Origin of the sequence: Chryseobacterium sp. MYb264 (assembly GCF_035974275.1) — a bacterium.
In the GTDB taxonomy this organism is placed as follows: Bacteria; Bacteroidota; Bacteroidia; order Flavobacteriales; family Weeksellaceae; genus Chryseobacterium.
On sequence record NZ_CP142422.1, the window covers coordinates 4,525,563 to 4,542,976 of the forward strand.

Below are 17,414 nucleotides of genomic sequence, written 5' to 3' on the forward strand. Positions count from 1 at the left end.
AAAAGATAAGCACATGAAAAAGGCATTTTCCGATGAAGATTTGATCAAGAATCTGAGCTTATATTATCTCAATCGATATTTGAAAAAAAAGCCGATTGAAAAGTATCACCGCAAAATAGACGAATCTCCGCTTCACGACCGTGAAAAGTATAAAAAGAAGTCTGAAATTTTGCTGCTGAATTCTTTTATGCATCATTTTCCCGAAGTTCAGTTCGAAAACCTTACCTGCGAAAGTCCCGACTTTATCGCAAAATTCAACGACAAAAAAATAGGAATTGAATTGACTGAGGTCATCAACCATCTTGAAATGAAAAAGGTGGAAAGCAACTTAAATAAAATTTTCCGTCAGGCTGAAATATTGTTAGAACAAGAAGACACTACGAAATATCGTGGTGTTTATTTTTTAGAATTTCATCCTAATCTGAAGTTTGATAATCTTGAACAACAACAGGAAATAATTCATTTTATTTATAAAAGTATTAAAAAAGGAAAACCTGTGGGTTGTCTAAAAAGTTTGCGAAAATCTTTTCATCGTAGAAATGTTTTCATTACTCACGAATATAATATGAATCTTTTTGATGAGCTGTGTTCGGAGAAAATTTTAGAGTTGATAGAAAAAAAGAATGAAAAATTTCCTTATTACGATACTTCTGTAGATGAATGTTGGCTGGTAATTGTTTCAGATATGAATTCTTTGGCTTCACGATATACTTTTATTCAGGATAAGGAACATTTGCATGAAGTGAAAAGCCCTTTTCATAAGATTTTTCATTTAGAGAATCTTTGCGGAAATATCACGAGTATAAAGTAATTGTTGTTGTTTCGATTTTTAACTAGAGTTAATTTTTAATATTTCGCATATAAATATGTAATTTTTTTAAATATTGTTATTGTTGGTTGAAAAAATGCTTATATTTGATATACACCATTTTACGTTGGCGCTAATAACCCTGAAAAAAATTATATATGAAAAAAATTCTACTCATTTTACTTGTATGTATTTCTCAGATATTTTTTTCGCAAGCAGATTGTTCAACTGCATTATCGGTTTGTGGAAATTCTGATATTACCTATTCTCCCTCTGGAGTTGGCAATGTGAATGAAACACTCGGAGGATGCCTTACAACGGGAGAACACAATTCTATTTGGTATAAAATCACCATTGCTACAGCCGGTACATTAACTTTTGACCTGCTTCCCACAGATCCTGATGCAGATTATGACTGGGCTATTTATGGTCCGAATGTTACCTGTGGTGCGCTGGGTACTCCCATTCGTTGTAATGCGGCAACCGTATTTACGGTAGGAGCAGCAACGGGTATGAATATGACAAGCACTATTATCAGTGCGGCTGGTGGGTCTTACACTCCTTATTGTCAATATATGGATGTGCTGCCCGGGCAAACGTATTATTTATATATTGATAACTGGGTGGATGCGATTAATCCTACGATGGCTCCGTTTTCGTTGACTTGGGGCGGAACAGCTACTTTGGCATCGCCATTTATAGATCCTGCAATTCAGCCTCATCCTTTTAATCCTCCGGGAAGTCCGGCAGCAAATCCTGCTGATCCCAGAGAGATTATTATATGCAATACACCCGCGATTTTTGATTTCAGTACTTTAACTCCGGGAATTCTGAATGGAAATCCGAATTTCTTTATTACTTATCATACAACACAGAACGATGCGCTTTCCGGAGCAAGCCCTATTTTGGCGCCTATTACGGTAAGTACTACTGCAACTTATTTTTACAGTATACATTATGAAGATCCTACAAATCCCAATAATCCTATTAATTCTTGTAGGCAGGTTGGTGCATTTAAATTTAAACAAGGAAATATCAGTGGAACAAACGTGACGATATACAGTTGTAATAATAACAACGCGGGAACGGCGACTTTTGATCTAACAATAGCTGGAGTTTTTGGAGATCCTACTGCGGTTAAGAAGTATTATTCTTCCATGGCAAATCTGAATGCAGGAACAAATGAAATTTTGAATCCTACAGCATATGTGTCTGCAGAAGGAACAGTTTATGTAAAAATAACGTCTTTATACGGATGTGTTGCCAATGCGGTAATTACCCTGAAATTTCATCCTGTTGTTGTGGTAAATGATGCTACTTTGAGAACCTGTTTCCTGGAAAGAGATCCTTTAACGGCTTCCTTCAACCTTACTGTGGCGGCAGTTTCTTCTCAACTCGGAATTATTAAATCATACTATCCTACATTAACAGATGCAATCAACGGAACAAATCCTATTGCAACTCCCACTGCTTACATTGCTCCAAACGGATTTGCTTATATAAAAGTCACCAATGCTCAGGGATGTTATGCTATTGCGAAAGTCAGTCTGGAAGTGATTGCTCCGGTTTTTTCATCTGTCTTAAAAGATAAAATAATCTGTATAGAAGATACCACAACACTGGATGCCGGATCCGGCTTTAGTGATTATGAATGGAGTACAGGAGCAAAAACACAGTCGATTACAAATGTTGGAGTGGGAACGTATTGGGTGAAGCTGAAAACTGGCGATTGTATTACTACTCAGCACGTAAAAGTAATTCCTTCCGATCAGCCTGTGATTTCTACTATTGATATTTCAACTAGCACGGTCACGATAAATGTTATCGGAGGAACTCCGGCTTATAAATATTCGATGGATAATGTGAATTGGCAAGATTCTAATGTTTTCTCTAAAGTGACAAGAGGCGATCATATGATATATGTGAAAGATTCTTATGATTGCGAACCTGTGGATGTTACCATTGTTGTTCCTAATCTTACCAATGTCATTACACCAAACGGAGACGGAATAAATGATGTGATTGATTATACAGCATTGGGCAATAAACAAAATTTAACCTTCAATATTTTTGATCGCTACGGAAATAAGGTTTTCCAAGCCGATAGATTCAACAATTATACATGGGACGGAACCATTGGTGGTAAAAAAGTTTCAACCGGCACCTACTGGTATTCTGTAACATGGAATGAAAATGATAAAAAGAATACCCAAATCAAATATTCCGGTTGGGTCATGGTAAAAAACAGAGATTAAACTGATTTTTAAAATAAAACTAGGATAACCGTCACCCATGTGGCGGTTTTTTGGTTAATGTAAAGATCGAGAATCTATAATAATATAGTAAGTCCTAAACTCTAGTACTCTATAACTTAATTTTTAGAAGCTATTTCCTGCTCTTCGCACTCGCTATTTCTTATATTTTTCGGCTTGGGCGGGCTTTGCCCGCCCGAGCCGAAAAATATAAGAAATGAGCTCAAACAAATGCTGCGATCAGGGCTAGGGAAGTCGTCATTTTTTCAAGATTAGTCATTTTATTCTTATGAAAATCTTTAACTTAGATATTCAAATTTAAACTCATGAAAGAGCTATTCATAAAACGTTTTGACTATTATAAAATATTGAGTGATCAATCATTCGATCAATTATCAGATGAACAGATTTTTTGGCAATTCAATGAAGAAAGTAATTCCATAGCCGTTATTGTAAAGCATGTTGCGGGAAATATGCTATCCAGATGGACGAACTTTCTAACCGAAGACGGAGAAAAACCTTGGCGAAATCGAGACGAAGAGTTTATAAATACCTTTAAAACCAAACAGGAAGTTTTAGAATATTGGGAAAAAGGCTGGAAATGTCTTTTCGATGCTTTAAATCAGATTACTGATGAAAATTTATATTCAACTATTTATATCAGAAATGAAGCACATTCCGTAATTGATGCGGTTTTCCGACAATTAGCGCATTATCCTTATCATATCGGACAAATCGTTTACATCGCAAAAATGTTGAAAAATGATCACTGGAAAACACTTTCTATTGCAAAAAATAAATCTCAAGAGTTTAATTCCGAAATGAAAAATCAATTCTCTGTTAATGATTTGGATTCAAATTCTTCGCCGGTTTGCTATCAAAATAGTTCCGAAGTTAGGGATGAATTTAAGCAATAGATTGAATCAATTTAAAAATCATATTAAAATTACTATCTTTGCACCCATTAAAATTCAGGAGTAAATAATGTCAACTTTTCAGAGAACTGCCGCATTTCACACCCTTGGCTGCAAATTAAATTTTGCGGAAACATCTACTATTGCCCGTCAATTAACAGATGCTGGTTACGATAAGGTAAGTTTTGATGATAAGGCAAATGTTTACGTAATCAATACTTGTTCGGTAACAGAAAACGCAGATCGTGAATGTAAACTTCACGTAAAAAGAGCCATGAAAGCCAATCCTGAAGGGTTGGTGGTGATCGTTGGATGTTATGCACAGCTGAAACCTGAAGAAATTTCACAAATCGACGGAGTAGATTTGGTTCTTGGAGCCAAAGAAAAATTCAATATTCTAAGTTATCTTGATGATTTGGAGAAATCTGAAAGTGAAGGAATCGTTCATTCTTGCGAAATTGAAGAAACCGATTTCTTTATCGGAAGTTATTCCATCGGCGACAGAACCAGAGCTTTTTTGAAAGTTCAGGATGGTTGTGATTACAAATGTACCTATTGTACAATTCCTTTAGCAAGAGGGATTTCTCGTTCTGATACCATCGGTAATGTGTTGAAAAATGCTACCGAAATTGCAGCCAAAGACATCAAAGAAATTGTTTTAACGGGTGTAAACATTGGTGATTACGGTAAAGGTGAATTCGGAAACAAAAGACACGAACATACTTTTTTAGATTTAATTTCAGAATTAGATCAGGTTGAAGGCATCGAAAGAATCCGTATTTCTTCCATCGAACCGAATCTTTTGAAAGATGAAAGCATTGAATTGGTTTCTAAAAGCAAAAGTTTTGTTCCGCATTTTCACATTCCTTTGCAATCGGGAAGTGATGATTTATTGAAAAAAATGAAGCGTCGTTATCTGACGAAGCTTTATAACGATAGAGTAAACAAAATCCGCGAGGTAATGCCTCATGCGGCTATTGGTGTTGATGTAATTGTTGGTTTCCCTGGTGAAACTGAAGAAAGATTCATGGAAACCTATAATTTCCTGAATGATCTTCCGATTACTTATCTTCACGTTTTCACATATTCTGAAAGAGAAAACACAGAAGCTGTAGGAATGGAGGGCGTTGTCCCGATTCCTGAGAGAAAGAAAAGAAATAAAATGCTGAGAATTTTATCTGAAAAGAAAAAAATGGCATTCTATCAAACCCAGCTTGGAAAGACGCTTCCTGTGCTTTGGGAGCACGAAAATAAAGACGGAAAAATGTATGGCTTCACAGAAAATTATGTGAGAGTGCAAAAAGATTTTGATCAAGCATCTGTCAATCAAATCGAATTTCTGAATTTAGAAAAAATCCTGTCAGATGGCACGGTTTCTGTGCAATCTTCTTACGAAAGTTTTTTAGCAAAAGCATAGTCTCTTTGCAAAATTTCCACTAAATTTATTTTTAACTTAAAATACGACATTCATGAGAGATAAGTTTTTATCTTGGGGGATTGTATTAGTGATTGCTACATGGGTTGTAGCGATACTAATAAGAGCGCATTATTGGATACCGACGCTGCTATCCGCAATTTACGCATTGGGAGTCTACAACACTTACCAGTCGAAACATGCTATTCTGAGGAACTTTCCGGTATTGGGATACTTCCGGTACTTCTTTGAAGGTATTTCTCCGGAAATGCAGCAGTACTTCATCGAAAGGGAAACCGACGGGAAACCGTTTCCAAGAAATCAGCGTTCTGCAGTATACAGACGTTCTAAAAATTTGAGTGACACGGTACCTTTTGGAACTCAGCTTGAAGTGAATCACAGAAAATATGAAGGAATTAAGCATTCTATTTATGCTAAATCTCCATCAGAAGAGCTTCCAAGAGTTTGGGTAGGAGGAGAGCAGTGTACACAGCCCTATCATGCTTCATTGTTCAATATTTCAGCGATGAGTTTTGGAGCTTTAAGTGACAGAGCACAGATTTCGTTGAACAAAGGAGCTAAAAAGGGAAATTTTTATCATAATACAGGTGAAGGAGGAATTTCTCCCCATCATTTGGAAGGTGGAGATCTTTGCTGGCAAATCGGAACCGGATATTTCGGTTGTCGTGATGACGAAGGAAAATTTAATCCGGAATTATTTACAAAATATTCTACACTTCCAAATGTAAAAATGGTTGAAATTAAATTATCTCAAGGTGCAAAACCTGGTCACGGAGGAGTTTTACCGGGCGTAAAAAATACACCGGAAATTGCAAAAATTCGTCACGTCACACCCGGAATGACGATTATTTCTCCACCATCGCATTCTGCTTTTTCTAATGCAGCAGAATTATTAAGATTTGTGCAACAATTAAGAGAACTTTCAGGAGGAAAACCTGTTGGGTTTAAGCTTTGTATCGGAGATACTAAAGAGTTTGAAGATATCTGTGTTCAGATGAACGTCTTGAAAATTTATCCTGATTTTATTACTATCGATGGAGCAGAAGGAGGAACCGGAGCAGCGCCACCAGAATTCTCAGACGGTGTCGGAATGCCTTTAGAACCAGCCTTGATTTTTGTCAACAGAACGTTGAATAATTATAATTTAAGAAATAAATTAAGAGTTATTGCCAGCGGAAAAGTTTTGACAAGCCTTGATATTCTGAGAGCGGTTGCAATGGGAGCGGATATGTGTAACAACGCGAGAGGCTTTATGTTCTCATTAGGCTGTATTCAGGCACTAAGATGTAATAATAATAAATGTCCGACGGGTGTGGCTACTCAGGATAAAATGTTGATTAAAGGGCTTGATGTAACAGATAAAGCAGAAAGAGTCTATCATTTTCATAAAAATACGCTTCACACTTGTAATGAATTAATTGCAGCAGCAGGAAAAAGCTCTTACGATGAGGTAGATGCCTCCATGTTTATGAGAGGGGATGAATTTGACCACCTAGCAGATCTTTATTTCCCGGATATCTTAGGAAATGTAAAGCAGAAAGCTCGATATTAAGAAGAAACGGAAGATAAAGTAATAAATACGTCAATAAAATTTTAAGCAGACTCTCAGTTATAAAAATAAAAAACCACTTCGCTACGAAGTGGTTTTGCTTTATGTAATTCTTAAATGATATAGCTTATTTTTCTCCTGCAGGTCTTGCTTCTGTTTTGTACACCTGAAAATTGAAAACAAAAGTCCTGTTTCTGAAAGAGTAGCCGCTGTAATTATAATGTGAATCTCTAGCAAAAGCAGCTCTTGAAGGAACAATAATTACCCCTTGTAGATTATAAGGAGCCCCATTAGGTAAGTCGAATGCCTTAAATTTTCTGATGGCTTCCTGAAAACCTTCTATTTCGTAGTAACTTCTCTGCTTGGAGGCATCTGTGGTAGCTGCGTCTAAAACAGTCTGTTTTACATAATAAAACATAGGGTCTACTAAGGGGGAGCCTGATTCTTCAAGAGAATTATATCCGGTCATATTAGTCCCGGAAATAAATGCCACATTTCCATCTGTATTAGCGGCAAGATAAGTTTTAGCTCTTGTCAGAATGGTAATTTTATCATCATCCCCAATGGTTGTCCCTGTAGTTGGAGTTGCAGAATCATCTGGTTGTGCTCCTTTTCTCACAATATACACAACTCCTGAAGATAATTTTACAGGCGCCGGAATCATCGCACTTAATTTTGTCTGATGATCATCTGCAGTATCTGTTGCACTAAATGCTTTTATATTTCCCTGAGTGTCTAAATAATTTTCATCTAAAAACTTGGTAATAGACTGATCGTCATAAGTGTTTTGTGTTGCAATATCACTTGGTTCTACGTAGGTAGTCGTATCATCATCATCTTTTTTACAAGCAGTGAAGCACAATGATCCTGCAAGGATATATAAAAATATTTTTTTCATTTCAAAAAACTTTAATTACTTTACAAATAATATAACGGCAAAAGTATAAAAAATTATGAGAATAGATAAATTTTTATGGAGCATTCGTTTCTATAAAACGCGAAGTATTGCTGCAGAGGAGATTAAGAAGAACAGGGTTTCAATTGGAGAATCTGCCGTAAAGTCATCGAAGGAGGTAAAAGAGGGAGATACGATTAAGATTCGTAAAAATCAAATTGATTATAAAATAAAAGTCATTCAGATCCCGAAAAGCAGAATAGGGGCTAAGCTTGTTCCGCTCCATATAAAAGATGTAACAGATAAAGAGCAGTATGAATTACTTAAGTTAAGAAAAGATTCTCAAAATTATTACAGAATAAAAGGCGAGGGGAGACCTACCAAAAAAGACCGTCGTGAAATGGATGATTATGTGGAAAATGACGTAACTGCAGACTTTACAGACTGGGACGATTTCTTTGGTGAAACGGGGGAAGATGCGGAAAATGAAGATTAGCATCCTAAATTACAGAAAAGCTCTAGAGATAGAGCTTTTCTATAATTTCATTTACAATGTCTTCCGGCTCTCTGCTGTCCGTTCCTACACTAAATTGAGCTTTACTGTAAAATGCATTTCTTTCAAATAAATGTTTGGCAATAAATTCTGGGAGATCTTCTCCTGAGATGTTGGCAATGAGAGGTCTTTTTTCTTTTTGCTTTGAGAGTCTTTCCGCTAAGGTGGATACAGAAGCCCTTAAAAACACGCTTTTGGAATTAATATTAATAATATCCATATTATTGTAGTACACCGGAGTGCCGCCGCCTAGGCTTAAAACTACATTTTCTTCGCTTGCCAGAATTTCTTCCAGAGCCTCCCTTTCAAGCTTTCTAAAATAAATTTCACCCTTTTTTTCAAAGATTTCAGGAATTGTTAATTTATTTTTTCGTGAAATCTCTTTATCAAGGTCAATTAATTTAAAATTGAGTTTTTCGCTTAAAATTTTGGAAATGTGAGATTTGCCGCATCCCATGTATCCGACGAGTGAAATTATCATGAATTTTTTTTAAACAAATTTGCGAAAAAGTTTTGAGATAACGAAAAAACTCATATCTTTGCACCACTAAAAACGAAGGACATTATCTCAATGTTAATCGTTAATTAAGTGACCGACTCGGTAGCTCAGCTGGTAGAGCAATACACTTTTAATGTATGGGTCCTGGGTTCGAATCCCAGCCGGGTCACTTATGATAAAATTACTAGATTTTTGTAATTTGTCGCCTGTGTGGTGAAATTGGTAGACACGCCATCTTGAGGGGGTGGTTTCCTAAGGATGTGCTGGTTCGAGTCCAGTCGCAGGCACACAGTAATACAATGTAAATAATTGTAGTGATCTTTAAAATTTAATTTTATATTTATCACAACAATTGTGACCGACTCGGTAGCTCAGCTGGTAGAGCAATACACTTTTAATGTATGGGTCCTGGGTTCGAATCCCAGCCGGGTCACAAATTTACTGAAAAGTAATGTATTTTAAATTCAATGCTTCTTTTGGAAACTTTAATTTAAAATGTTTTTGCAAATGCAAATTTATTTGTATCTTTGCAGTCTTGAAAACGAAAATGCTAGTGTTTTTGTGAGTAAAGTGACCGACTCGGTAGCTCAGCTGGTAGAGCAATACACTTTTAATGTATGGGTCCTGGGTTCGAATCCCAGCCGGGTCACAAGTTTACTGAAAAGTAAATTTTTTTCATATTAATATTTTGTGATTTGGTGTTTCAAAGGCTTCCTCAAGAAGCCTTTGATTTTTTTATATCTGTAGTCCTTTTGATTGGATTTAATAGATTAAGGGATCAAACGCAAAACTTGGGAACTAAGGAAAAAGTGGATCAGGCGCAAAAGTTGGGGGCTAAGCAAAAAGTTTGGTTAATCTGAATATAAAGAAGTTTCTATCTTTGACTCCTCTGAGTTGCATTCTGAAGTTTTTTGGATCAAATACAAAAGTTGGGGACTAGGCAAAAAAGTTTAGATTATGTAAGGTGAAATTTTTTGCTCTCGCAGATTTTGCAAATGATGCAGATTCTTTTCCTTATACTTTACATATTGAACACAAAGCCACCCCTAGTTTTTTGACAACTCCCGTTTTAAATCTCACAAGACTGTTCTCCCTATAAAAGACCGCAAAGGTTAAACAAAGAAAATCAACGATATCATCTGTGGAAAATCTAAAGGCGATCTGTGGGAAATAAAAATATTCGAGCATCCGTGGCGATAATATGCAGCCCTCAATTTTATCTTTGATAAAATCCTTGCGACTTAAAAACATAAAGCATTAAAAAATATCTTTGCGGCTTTGCGAAAAACCAACAAATAGAGCAGCATCTGTTAAAATCTGCACGATCTGTGGGGAATAAAAATATTCGAGTATCTGTGGCGATAATATGCAGCCCTCAATTTTATCTTTGATAAAATCCTTGCGACTTAAAAACATAAAGCATTAAAAAATATCTTTGCAGCTTTGCGAAAAACCAACAAATAGAGCAGCATCTGTTAAAATCTGCACGATCTGTGGGGAATAAAAATATTCGAGTATCCGTGGCGATAATATGCAGCCCTCAATTTTATCTTTGATAAAATTCTTGCGACTTAAAAACATAAAGCATTAAAAAATATCTTTGCGGCTTTGCGAAAAACCAACAAATAGAGCAGCATCTGTTAAAATCTGCACGATCTGTGGGGAATAAAAATATTCGAGTATCTGTGGCGATAATATGCAGCCCTCAATTTTATCTTTGATAAAATCCTTGCGACTTAAAAACATAAAGCATTAAAAAATATCTTTGCAGCTTTGCGAAAAACCAACAAATAGAGCAGCATCTGTTAAAATCTGCACGATCTGTGGGGAATAAAAATATTCGAGTATCTGTGGCGATAATATGCAGCCCTCAATTTTATCTTTGATAAAATCCTTGCGACTTAAAAACATAAAGCATTAAAAAATATCTTTGCAGCTTTGCGAAAAACCAACAAATAGAGCAGCATCTTTGAAAATCTGCACGATCTGTGGGGAATAAAAATATTCGAGTATCCGTGGCGATAATATGCAGCCCTCAATTTTATCTTTGATAAAATCCTTGCGGCTTAAAAACATAAAGCATTAAAAAATATCTTTGCGGCTTTGCGAAAAACCAACAAATAGAGCAGGATCTGTGGGGAATAAAAATATTCGTGCATTCGTGACAAAAAATACATCTAAACAATTTCTCCCCAAGTTTTGAAACTGATCCAAAATGGATCAAGTACAAAAGTTGGGGACCAGGCAAAAGAGTTTAGATAATGTAAGGTGAGATTTTTTGCTCTCGCAGATTTTGCAGATGATGCAGATTCTTTTCCTTACACTTTACATATTGAACACGAAGCCCCGCCAAGTTTTTTGACAACTCCCGTTTTAAGTCTCACCAAACCTTTCTACCTATAAAAGACCGCAAAGGTTAAACAAAGAAAATCAACGATACCATCTGTGGAAAATCTAAAGGCGATCTGTAGGAAATAAAAATATTCGAGTATCCGTGGTGATAATATGCAGCCCTCAATTTTATCTTTGATAAAATCCTTGCGTCTTAAAAACATAAAGTATTAAAAAATATCTTTGCGTCTTTGCGAAAAACCAACAAATAGAGCAGGATCTGTGGGGAATAAAAATATTCGTGCATTCGTGACAAAAAATACATCTAAACAATTTCTCCCCAAATTTTAATACTGATCCATAATATGCAGCCCTCAATTTTATCTTTGATAAAATCCTTGCGACTTAAAAACATAAAGCATTAAAAAATATCTTTGCGACTTTGCGAAAAACCAACAGAAACAGCCCCACCCACAAAAATCCTATCAATCTATGGGAAATAAAAATATTCGTGCATTCATGGCAAAAAATACATCTAGTACCATTTTATCTTTTAAATTTCCTTTAAATTATTCAACCATACGGGGTTATATCATCATTAAATACTTGTTCGTCGGGCTTCACCTGACGCTACTGTATATTTAACCCCTTCAGGGTTTATTAAGGTAAATTCAAAAAGAAAATAGTATAAACAATTTCTCCCCAAGTTTTATAAGTATTTCCTATTCCTATTCATCAGAAAAATAAAAAAAGCGTCACTTAAAAGCGACGCTTATATATCAATTAGGAATATATTTCTTGAACTTAGCCTAACGTAAGTCTCAGTGTCAGTCCAAATGCATATTATCAATTAATCTCACTCCGTCTACAACGACAACAATGAAGGCTCTGTAATTTTTGTCTTTATAGAAAAAATCAGTTTCTTGTAAGGTTTCCTCGTTGGCGATTAAAAAATATTCCAGTTGCATTCCCTTTTGCTGATCAAAAATATCCTGTATTCTTTCTTTTATTTCAGTAACTGAGAATTCATTGAACCATTTGTTAACTTTTTCTAAGGTTTCATAGATGATTTTAGATGCCTCTCTTCTTTCCTCATGAAGTCTCTGGTTTCTCGAACTTAAAGCGAGTCCGTTTTCTGCTCTGAATATAGGGACTCCTGTTATTTTTACAGGGATTTTTTTCTTTTCTACCATTTTTTTGATAATAGCGAGTTGCTGGAAATCTTTTTCTCCAAAATAGGCATTGTCAGGCTGTACCTGTCTGAAAAGCTCCTCTACCACTGTTCCTACGCCATCAAAATGTCCGGGTCTGGATTTTCCTTCCATTTCATTTTCCAGTCCGTCAAAATCATAATGAGAGCTTTCTGCTTTTTCTGGATATATATCGGCAACTTCCGGGATGTATACCGCATCTACAAAACCTGAGTTTTTAAGAATTAAAATGTCTCTGTTGATATCCCTGGGGTACTTTTCAAGGTCTTCTGCGTTGTTAAATTGAGTGGGATTAACAAAAATTGATGAGATCACCAGGTCATTCTCTTTACTCGCTGCTTCATATAAGGATAAATGCCCATTGTGTAAGGCACCCATTGTAGGGGCAAATCCTATTCTTTTACCCATTTCTTTCTGTCTTTCAATGAAATCCTGAAGTGTTTTCTTATTTTTTAAAACTTCCATAGTTTATGCTAATAGTATTTCAAAAATACTAAAAATATCACATAATATCCTGTCGTTTTAATAATTTGAGTCATTGAATTTTCGTAAAAAAATGTTAATTAAAATAATGTTGGATGTTTTTTTGTAATTTTGCACATTAAAGCAATTTTACAAAAATTTAGATAGAAGTTTATGCCGAATCAAAAAATACTGTACATTACTACAGAGATGTATCCATATCAGGAAGACACAAACATGGCTACATTGGTTAACAAAATGGCACTTAAGATGCACCAAGAAGGCAATGATGTTAGAGTTTTTATGCCAAGATTTGGACAAATAAGTGAAAGAAAGTTCCAGCTTCATGAGGTCATCCGACTTTCTGGAATGAATATCATTATTAATGATCTCGATCAGCCTCTGATTATTAAAGTAGCGTCGCTTCCGGGGGAAAGACTTCAGGTTTATTTTATTGATAATGAAGAGTATTTCAAAAGAAAACAATTGTATTTCGAAGATGACGGTACTGCTTTTGACGACAACGATGAACGTGCAATCTTCTTCGCAAGAGGAGTTATTGAAACCATCAAAAAGCTGAACTGGGTACCTGATATCATTCATCTCAACGGATGGATGACTTCTTTCATGCCTATTTATCTTAAAACCTATTATGAGTCAGATACGTATTTCAAAGATGCCAAGATCGTTCTTTCATTATATAATGAAAAAGATGCTGCTTTGAGTGCCAATGTAGAAGAAAAACTGAAGTTTGATAATATTTCTGGACTAAAAGCGTTAGAAAAACCAAGCTTCCAGAGTTTTGTGATCGAAAGTATGAATTATGTTGATGCTGTGGTAAAAGGGGATGAATTCCTTAATGAAGAACTGGATAAGGCTTTCAATGAAACTACAACTGAAAAATCTGAATATCTGGATGTAGATTCAATAAACAAATTATATTAAAAACACAGTGTAATGACTAATACGATTAAAAGAAATTTCTTTATCCTTTTTTTGGCGATTTTTGGAGGTGGCCTGCTTTATAACTGCGAACCGGATGCAGATACCCTGGGTGAGCAATTGTTTCAGGATGATGCGGCACAGGGAAAAGAAATCGCATTCGACCTGATAGGATATAATATCAATAATCTGGACAGTATCCAGAGTGACGCTTCCAAACTCGGATCTGCTGTCCTTGGAGCTTTCGATGAAAGTCAGTTTGGAATGCAGAAAGCCTCGTACCTTACCCAGGTGAGATTACCTTCTTATGCACCGGATTTTGGAACCAATGCAAAAGTAGACTCGGTTGTTTTGGTGATTAAACCTACGTATGCTTCTGATTCGGTGACGACCACTACCAATGAAGATTATATTTATAAAGATCCGTCGGGAGATATCGCTGCCAAAAAAGTGGTCAATACATATCCTATCAACAGATATGGTAAAGCAAAAAAAACAATGACGCTAAAAGTTCATGAGGTTACCGAATTCCTGAATGGATACTCTGACAAAGCCAGTTCTAAAAAGGAATATGCTTACGACCAAAATAGTGAGATCGGTTCTAAAGTTTTGGATGGGAACGTTAATTTGGTAACCATTACAAAGGATTCTGATGCTTCTTCAATTTATACATCGTCTGCTGTAGGAATCAGAGTGAAATTGGACTCTGCTTTCTTTCAGAATAAAATTATTGCTAAAAAAGGACAGGCTGAGTTAAGTGATGTCTCTAATTTTATCAGATATTTTAAAGGATTAAGAATTTCTGTGGCCGAGAATGACGGCTATTTAATGAATTTTGGTCCCAATGATATGGAACTTGTGATGTATTACAAGAATGATAAAACGGAAAATGGTACCACGACGAGACCTCAGACTACATATACATTTTCTGTAGGTTCAGGAAATACACATATCGGAAGCTATGCTTACACTAGATCCAGTAATTATACAGCCGCGATTAACGGAGCCGATAAAGCTAACGGAGACGCAAAATTGTATACTCAAGGCATGGGTGGGGCGTCTATCGGTGTTAATTTCTCAAAAACTACAATTGATTCACTGAAACAGTTGTACCAGGAAAAAAAGGCAGCAATTATTGGTGCCAGAATTAGAATCTATACGGATGCTTCATGGACAAATAAATATTACAAACCAACTGCGTTCAATATTGTACAGGGAGAGGTTGAAGATCCTGCCAAGGGGCTTAACAAGTATGCATTTACAACAGACTGGAGTACTCTCGGCGCTGGCGGAGCTCCTAATTTTGCATTTTACAGAACCTATAATCTTGATAAAGATCAGTCCTACTATGAATTTACTGTGACACAATCTCTTAAAGATATTGTTGAGGGTAAGGAAGGAGTAGATTACACTAAGCAGTTCTACAGAATTGATCTGGGAAGTTTCTTGCAAACCTCGACTGGAGCGCTTGTGGGACACCAGTATACTTCCAGAGCTTATGACAGAAACAGAGCTGTTTTTGTAGGATCTGATAAAGGTAATGCAAAAAGAATAAAGGTAAGAGTTATTTACGGAACAAAATAAATTTAAAAACACGAGATAATTATGTGCGGAATTGTAGGATATACGGGTTTTCAGGATGCGTATGAGATTGTGATTAACGGCCTGAGAAGACTGGAATACAGAGGATATGACAGTGCCGGAATCGTTCTTGAAAATGGCAACAATAAACTTGAAGTTGAAAAAACAAAAGGTAAAGTAGAGGATCTTGTACAGATTTCCAGCCAGTTGAAAGGAGTGGCAAAAATAGGGATGGGACATACCCGTTGGGCTACTCACGGGGTTCCCAGTGATAGAAACTCTCACCCGCACTTATCTAATAATGGAAAAATAGCACTTGTTCATAATGGGATCATTGAAAACTATGATACTATTAAAACAATGCTTAAAGAAAAAGGATATTTCTTCAAATCTGAAACAGATACAGAAGTATTGGTAAATCTTGTTCAGTATTTTATGGACTTAAATGCTGAGACAGATTTCCCGACAGCGGTAAGATATGCTTTGAATGAAGTATACGGAGCTTATGCAATTACAGTAATGCATGAAGATTTTCCTGGACTACTTGTTGTGGGAAGATTGGGATCTCCATTAGCCATTGGTATCGGCGAAAAAGAATATTTTGTCGCATCGGATGCCTCTCCGTTCGTGGAATTTACAAAAGAGGCCATCTATTTGGAAGAAGGGCATATGGCGACGATTTCTTTGGAAAAAGGAGTAGATATCCGCACCATCAATGAAAATTCTAAAATAGAACCTGAAATTCAGGAACTTAAATTGAGTCTTGAACAAATAGAAAAAGGGGGGTTTGAGCATTTTATGCTTAAAGAGATCTTTGAGCAACCCAAATCTGTACACGATACAATGAGGGGTAGACTTCTTGTAGAAGAGGGAGTAATTAAAATGGCCGGCATTTGGGATCATATTGAGAAATTCAAGAATGCCAACCGTATTATTATTATTGCCTGCGGAACTTCCTGGCATGCAGGTCTCATTGGAGAATATCTTATAGAAGAATATGCGAGAATTCCGGTTGAAGTTGAATATGCTTCAGAATTCAGATATAGAAATCCTATCATTTCCGATAAGGATGTTGTAATTGCAATTTCTCAGTCTGGAGAAACAGCTGATACGATGGCTGCTTTAAAATTAGCAAAAGAAAAGGGAGCATTTATCTATGGAATCTGTAATGTGGTAGATTCTTCTATTGCTAGAATTACGGATGCGGGCTCTTATACCCATGCCGGACCTGAGATTGGTGTGGCTTCTACAAAAGCGTTCACGGCTCAGCTAACCATTCTTACTCTTATTGCCTTTAAATTGGGGAAACATAACGGGAACTTAGGAAATGCAGAATTCATGAGCCTTATTTCCGAACTGGATGCCATTCCCAAAAGAATTGAGGAAGTGTTAAGCACGACTCATGAATTAACTCAAAATATCGCAAAAGATTTCGTTCATGCGACAAACTTCCTTTATTTAGGAAGAGGGTATAACTATCCTGCTGCACTGGAAGGTGCATTAAAACTTAAAGAAATCTCTTATATTCATGCTGAAGGATATCCGGCTGCAGAAATGAAGCACGGACCTATTGCTTTAATCGATGAAAACATGCCTATTGTCATCATTGCTCCTAAAAAAGGACATTACGATAAGATTGTAAGTAATGTTCAGGAAATAAAAGCGAGAAAAGGAAAAATTATTGCTGTTGTAAATAAAGGAGACACCCAGGTAAGTGAAATGGCAGACTATGTAATTGAGATTCCTGAAACCTCAGAATGCTTCTCACCAATCGTAGCATCAGTGCCTTTACAGTTGTTGGCTTATTATATCGCTGTTTATAGAGGAGCAAATGTAGACCAACCAAGAAACCTGGCAAAATCTGTAACTGTGGAATAAAAATTTATTATAAATAAAATAAATTTAGATTTCTCACGTTATTTCAAAAAAAATCTTAAAAGTTTCTTAAAAAAATTATATATTTACGGCTTAATTATAAAAAT

At 36.0% G+C, this 17,414-nt stretch carries 12 protein-coding genes and 4 tRNA genes; 13 read left to right on the plus strand and 3 right to left on the minus strand.

The features are described from left to right. Positions 1 to 13 precede the first annotated feature (13 nt). The 5 genes from VUJ46_RS19780 to VUJ46_RS19800 all read left to right on the plus strand — a co-directional run bounded on the left by VUJ46_RS19780 (position 14) and on the right by VUJ46_RS19800 (position 6,961). Complete coding sequence (locus tag VUJ46_RS19780; RefSeq protein WP_326982399.1) at positions 14 to 811, plus strand: hypothetical protein; 798 nt, start codon at positions 14 to 16, stop codon at positions 809 to 811. A 155-nt stretch (positions 812 to 966) separates the two neighbouring features. Then, a complete protein-coding gene (locus VUJ46_RS19785; protein ID WP_326982400.1) occupies positions 967 to 3,063 on the plus strand; it encodes a gliding motility-associated C-terminal domain-containing protein in 2,097 nt (698 codons plus the stop codon). 323 nt (positions 3,064 to 3,386) lie between these two features. Continuing rightward, positions 3,387 to 3,977 carry a DUF1572 domain-containing protein gene (locus tag VUJ46_RS19790; RefSeq protein ID WP_326982401.1) on the plus strand — a complete coding sequence of 197 codons (591 nt, stop codon included), beginning with the start codon at positions 3,387 to 3,389 and terminating at the stop codon, positions 3,975 to 3,977. 67 nt (positions 3,978 to 4,044) lie between these two features. Continuing rightward, positions 4,045 to 5,391, plus strand: coding sequence for a tRNA (N(6)-L-threonylcarbamoyladenosine(37)-C(2))-methylthiotransferase MtaB (gene mtaB / locus VUJ46_RS19795; RefSeq protein ID WP_326982402.1), 1,347 nt, complete (start codon positions 4,045 to 4,047; stop codon positions 5,389 to 5,391). Positions 5,392 to 5,443: 52 nt separating this feature from the next. Beyond that, a complete protein-coding gene (locus VUJ46_RS19800; protein WP_326982403.1) occupies positions 5,444 to 6,961 on the plus strand; it encodes an FMN-binding glutamate synthase family protein in 1,518 nt (505 codons plus the stop codon). Between the two features lie 124 nt (positions 6,962 to 7,085). Here the strand turns inward: VUJ46_RS19800 and VUJ46_RS19805 are convergent, their stop codons facing one another. After that, complete coding sequence (locus VUJ46_RS19805) at positions 7,086 to 7,856, minus strand: hypothetical protein (protein ID WP_326982404.1); 771 nt, start codon at positions 7,854 to 7,856, stop codon at positions 7,086 to 7,088. A 55-nt stretch (positions 7,857 to 7,911) separates the two neighbouring features. Here VUJ46_RS19805 and VUJ46_RS19810 point away from each other — a divergent pair, with 55 nt between their 5' ends. Then, the gene (locus tag VUJ46_RS19810; RefSeq protein ID WP_326982405.1) at positions 7,912 to 8,349 is read left to right on the plus strand and encodes an RNA-binding S4 domain-containing protein; all 438 of its coding nucleotides are present in this window, start codon (positions 7,912 to 7,914) and stop codon (positions 8,347 to 8,349) included. A gap of 22 nt (positions 8,350 to 8,371) precedes the next feature. On the opposite strand, the gene VUJ46_RS19815 is transcribed toward VUJ46_RS19810, so the two are convergent. Further along, a complete protein-coding gene (locus VUJ46_RS19815; protein ID WP_326982406.1) occupies positions 8,372 to 8,887 on the minus strand; it encodes a shikimate kinase in 516 nt (171 codons plus the stop codon). A gap of 114 nt (positions 8,888 to 9,001) precedes the next feature. Here VUJ46_RS19815 and VUJ46_RS19820 point away from each other — a divergent pair. From VUJ46_RS19820 to VUJ46_RS19835, 4 genes are all read left to right on the plus strand, one after another. Then, positions 9,002 to 9,074, plus strand: a tRNA-Lys gene (locus VUJ46_RS19820). Between the two features lie 35 nt (positions 9,075 to 9,109). Continuing rightward, positions 9,110 to 9,192: transfer RNA gene (locus VUJ46_RS19825), tRNA-Leu, on the plus strand. Between the two features lie 73 nt (positions 9,193 to 9,265). Beyond that, positions 9,266 to 9,338: transfer RNA gene (locus tag VUJ46_RS19830), tRNA-Lys, on the plus strand. A 143-nt stretch (positions 9,339 to 9,481) separates the two neighbouring features. Further along, positions 9,482 to 9,554: transfer RNA gene (locus VUJ46_RS19835), tRNA-Lys, on the plus strand. A gap of 2,509 nt (positions 9,555 to 12,063) precedes the next feature. Here VUJ46_RS19835 and panC read toward each other — a convergent pair. Beyond that, the gene (gene panC / locus VUJ46_RS19840) at positions 12,064 to 12,912 is read right to left on the minus strand and encodes a pantoate--beta-alanine ligase (protein ID WP_326982407.1); all 849 of its coding nucleotides are present in this window, start codon (positions 12,910 to 12,912) and stop codon (positions 12,064 to 12,066) included. A 171-nt stretch (positions 12,913 to 13,083) separates the two neighbouring features. On the opposite strand from panC, the gene VUJ46_RS19845 reads away from it, so the two are divergent. The 3 genes from VUJ46_RS19845 to glmS are packed head-to-tail and all read left to right on the plus strand — an operon-like array spanning position 13,084 to position 17,310. After that, on the plus strand, positions 13,084 to 13,854 hold the full coding sequence (locus tag VUJ46_RS19845; RefSeq protein WP_326982408.1) for a glycogen/starch synthase: 771 nt from the start codon (positions 13,084 to 13,086) through the stop codon (positions 13,852 to 13,854). A 12-nt stretch (positions 13,855 to 13,866) separates the two neighbouring features. Beyond that, complete coding sequence (locus VUJ46_RS19850; RefSeq protein ID WP_326982409.1) at positions 13,867 to 15,435, plus strand: DUF4270 family protein; 1,569 nt, start codon at positions 13,867 to 13,869, stop codon at positions 15,433 to 15,435. Between the two features lie 21 nt (positions 15,436 to 15,456). Then, positions 15,457 to 17,310 (plus strand): glutamine--fructose-6-phosphate transaminase (isomerizing), encoded by a 1,854-nt coding sequence (gene glmS / locus VUJ46_RS19855; protein WP_326982410.1) that lies wholly within the window; start codon positions 15,457 to 15,459, stop codon positions 17,308 to 17,310. Positions 17,311 to 17,414 lie beyond the last annotated feature (104 nt).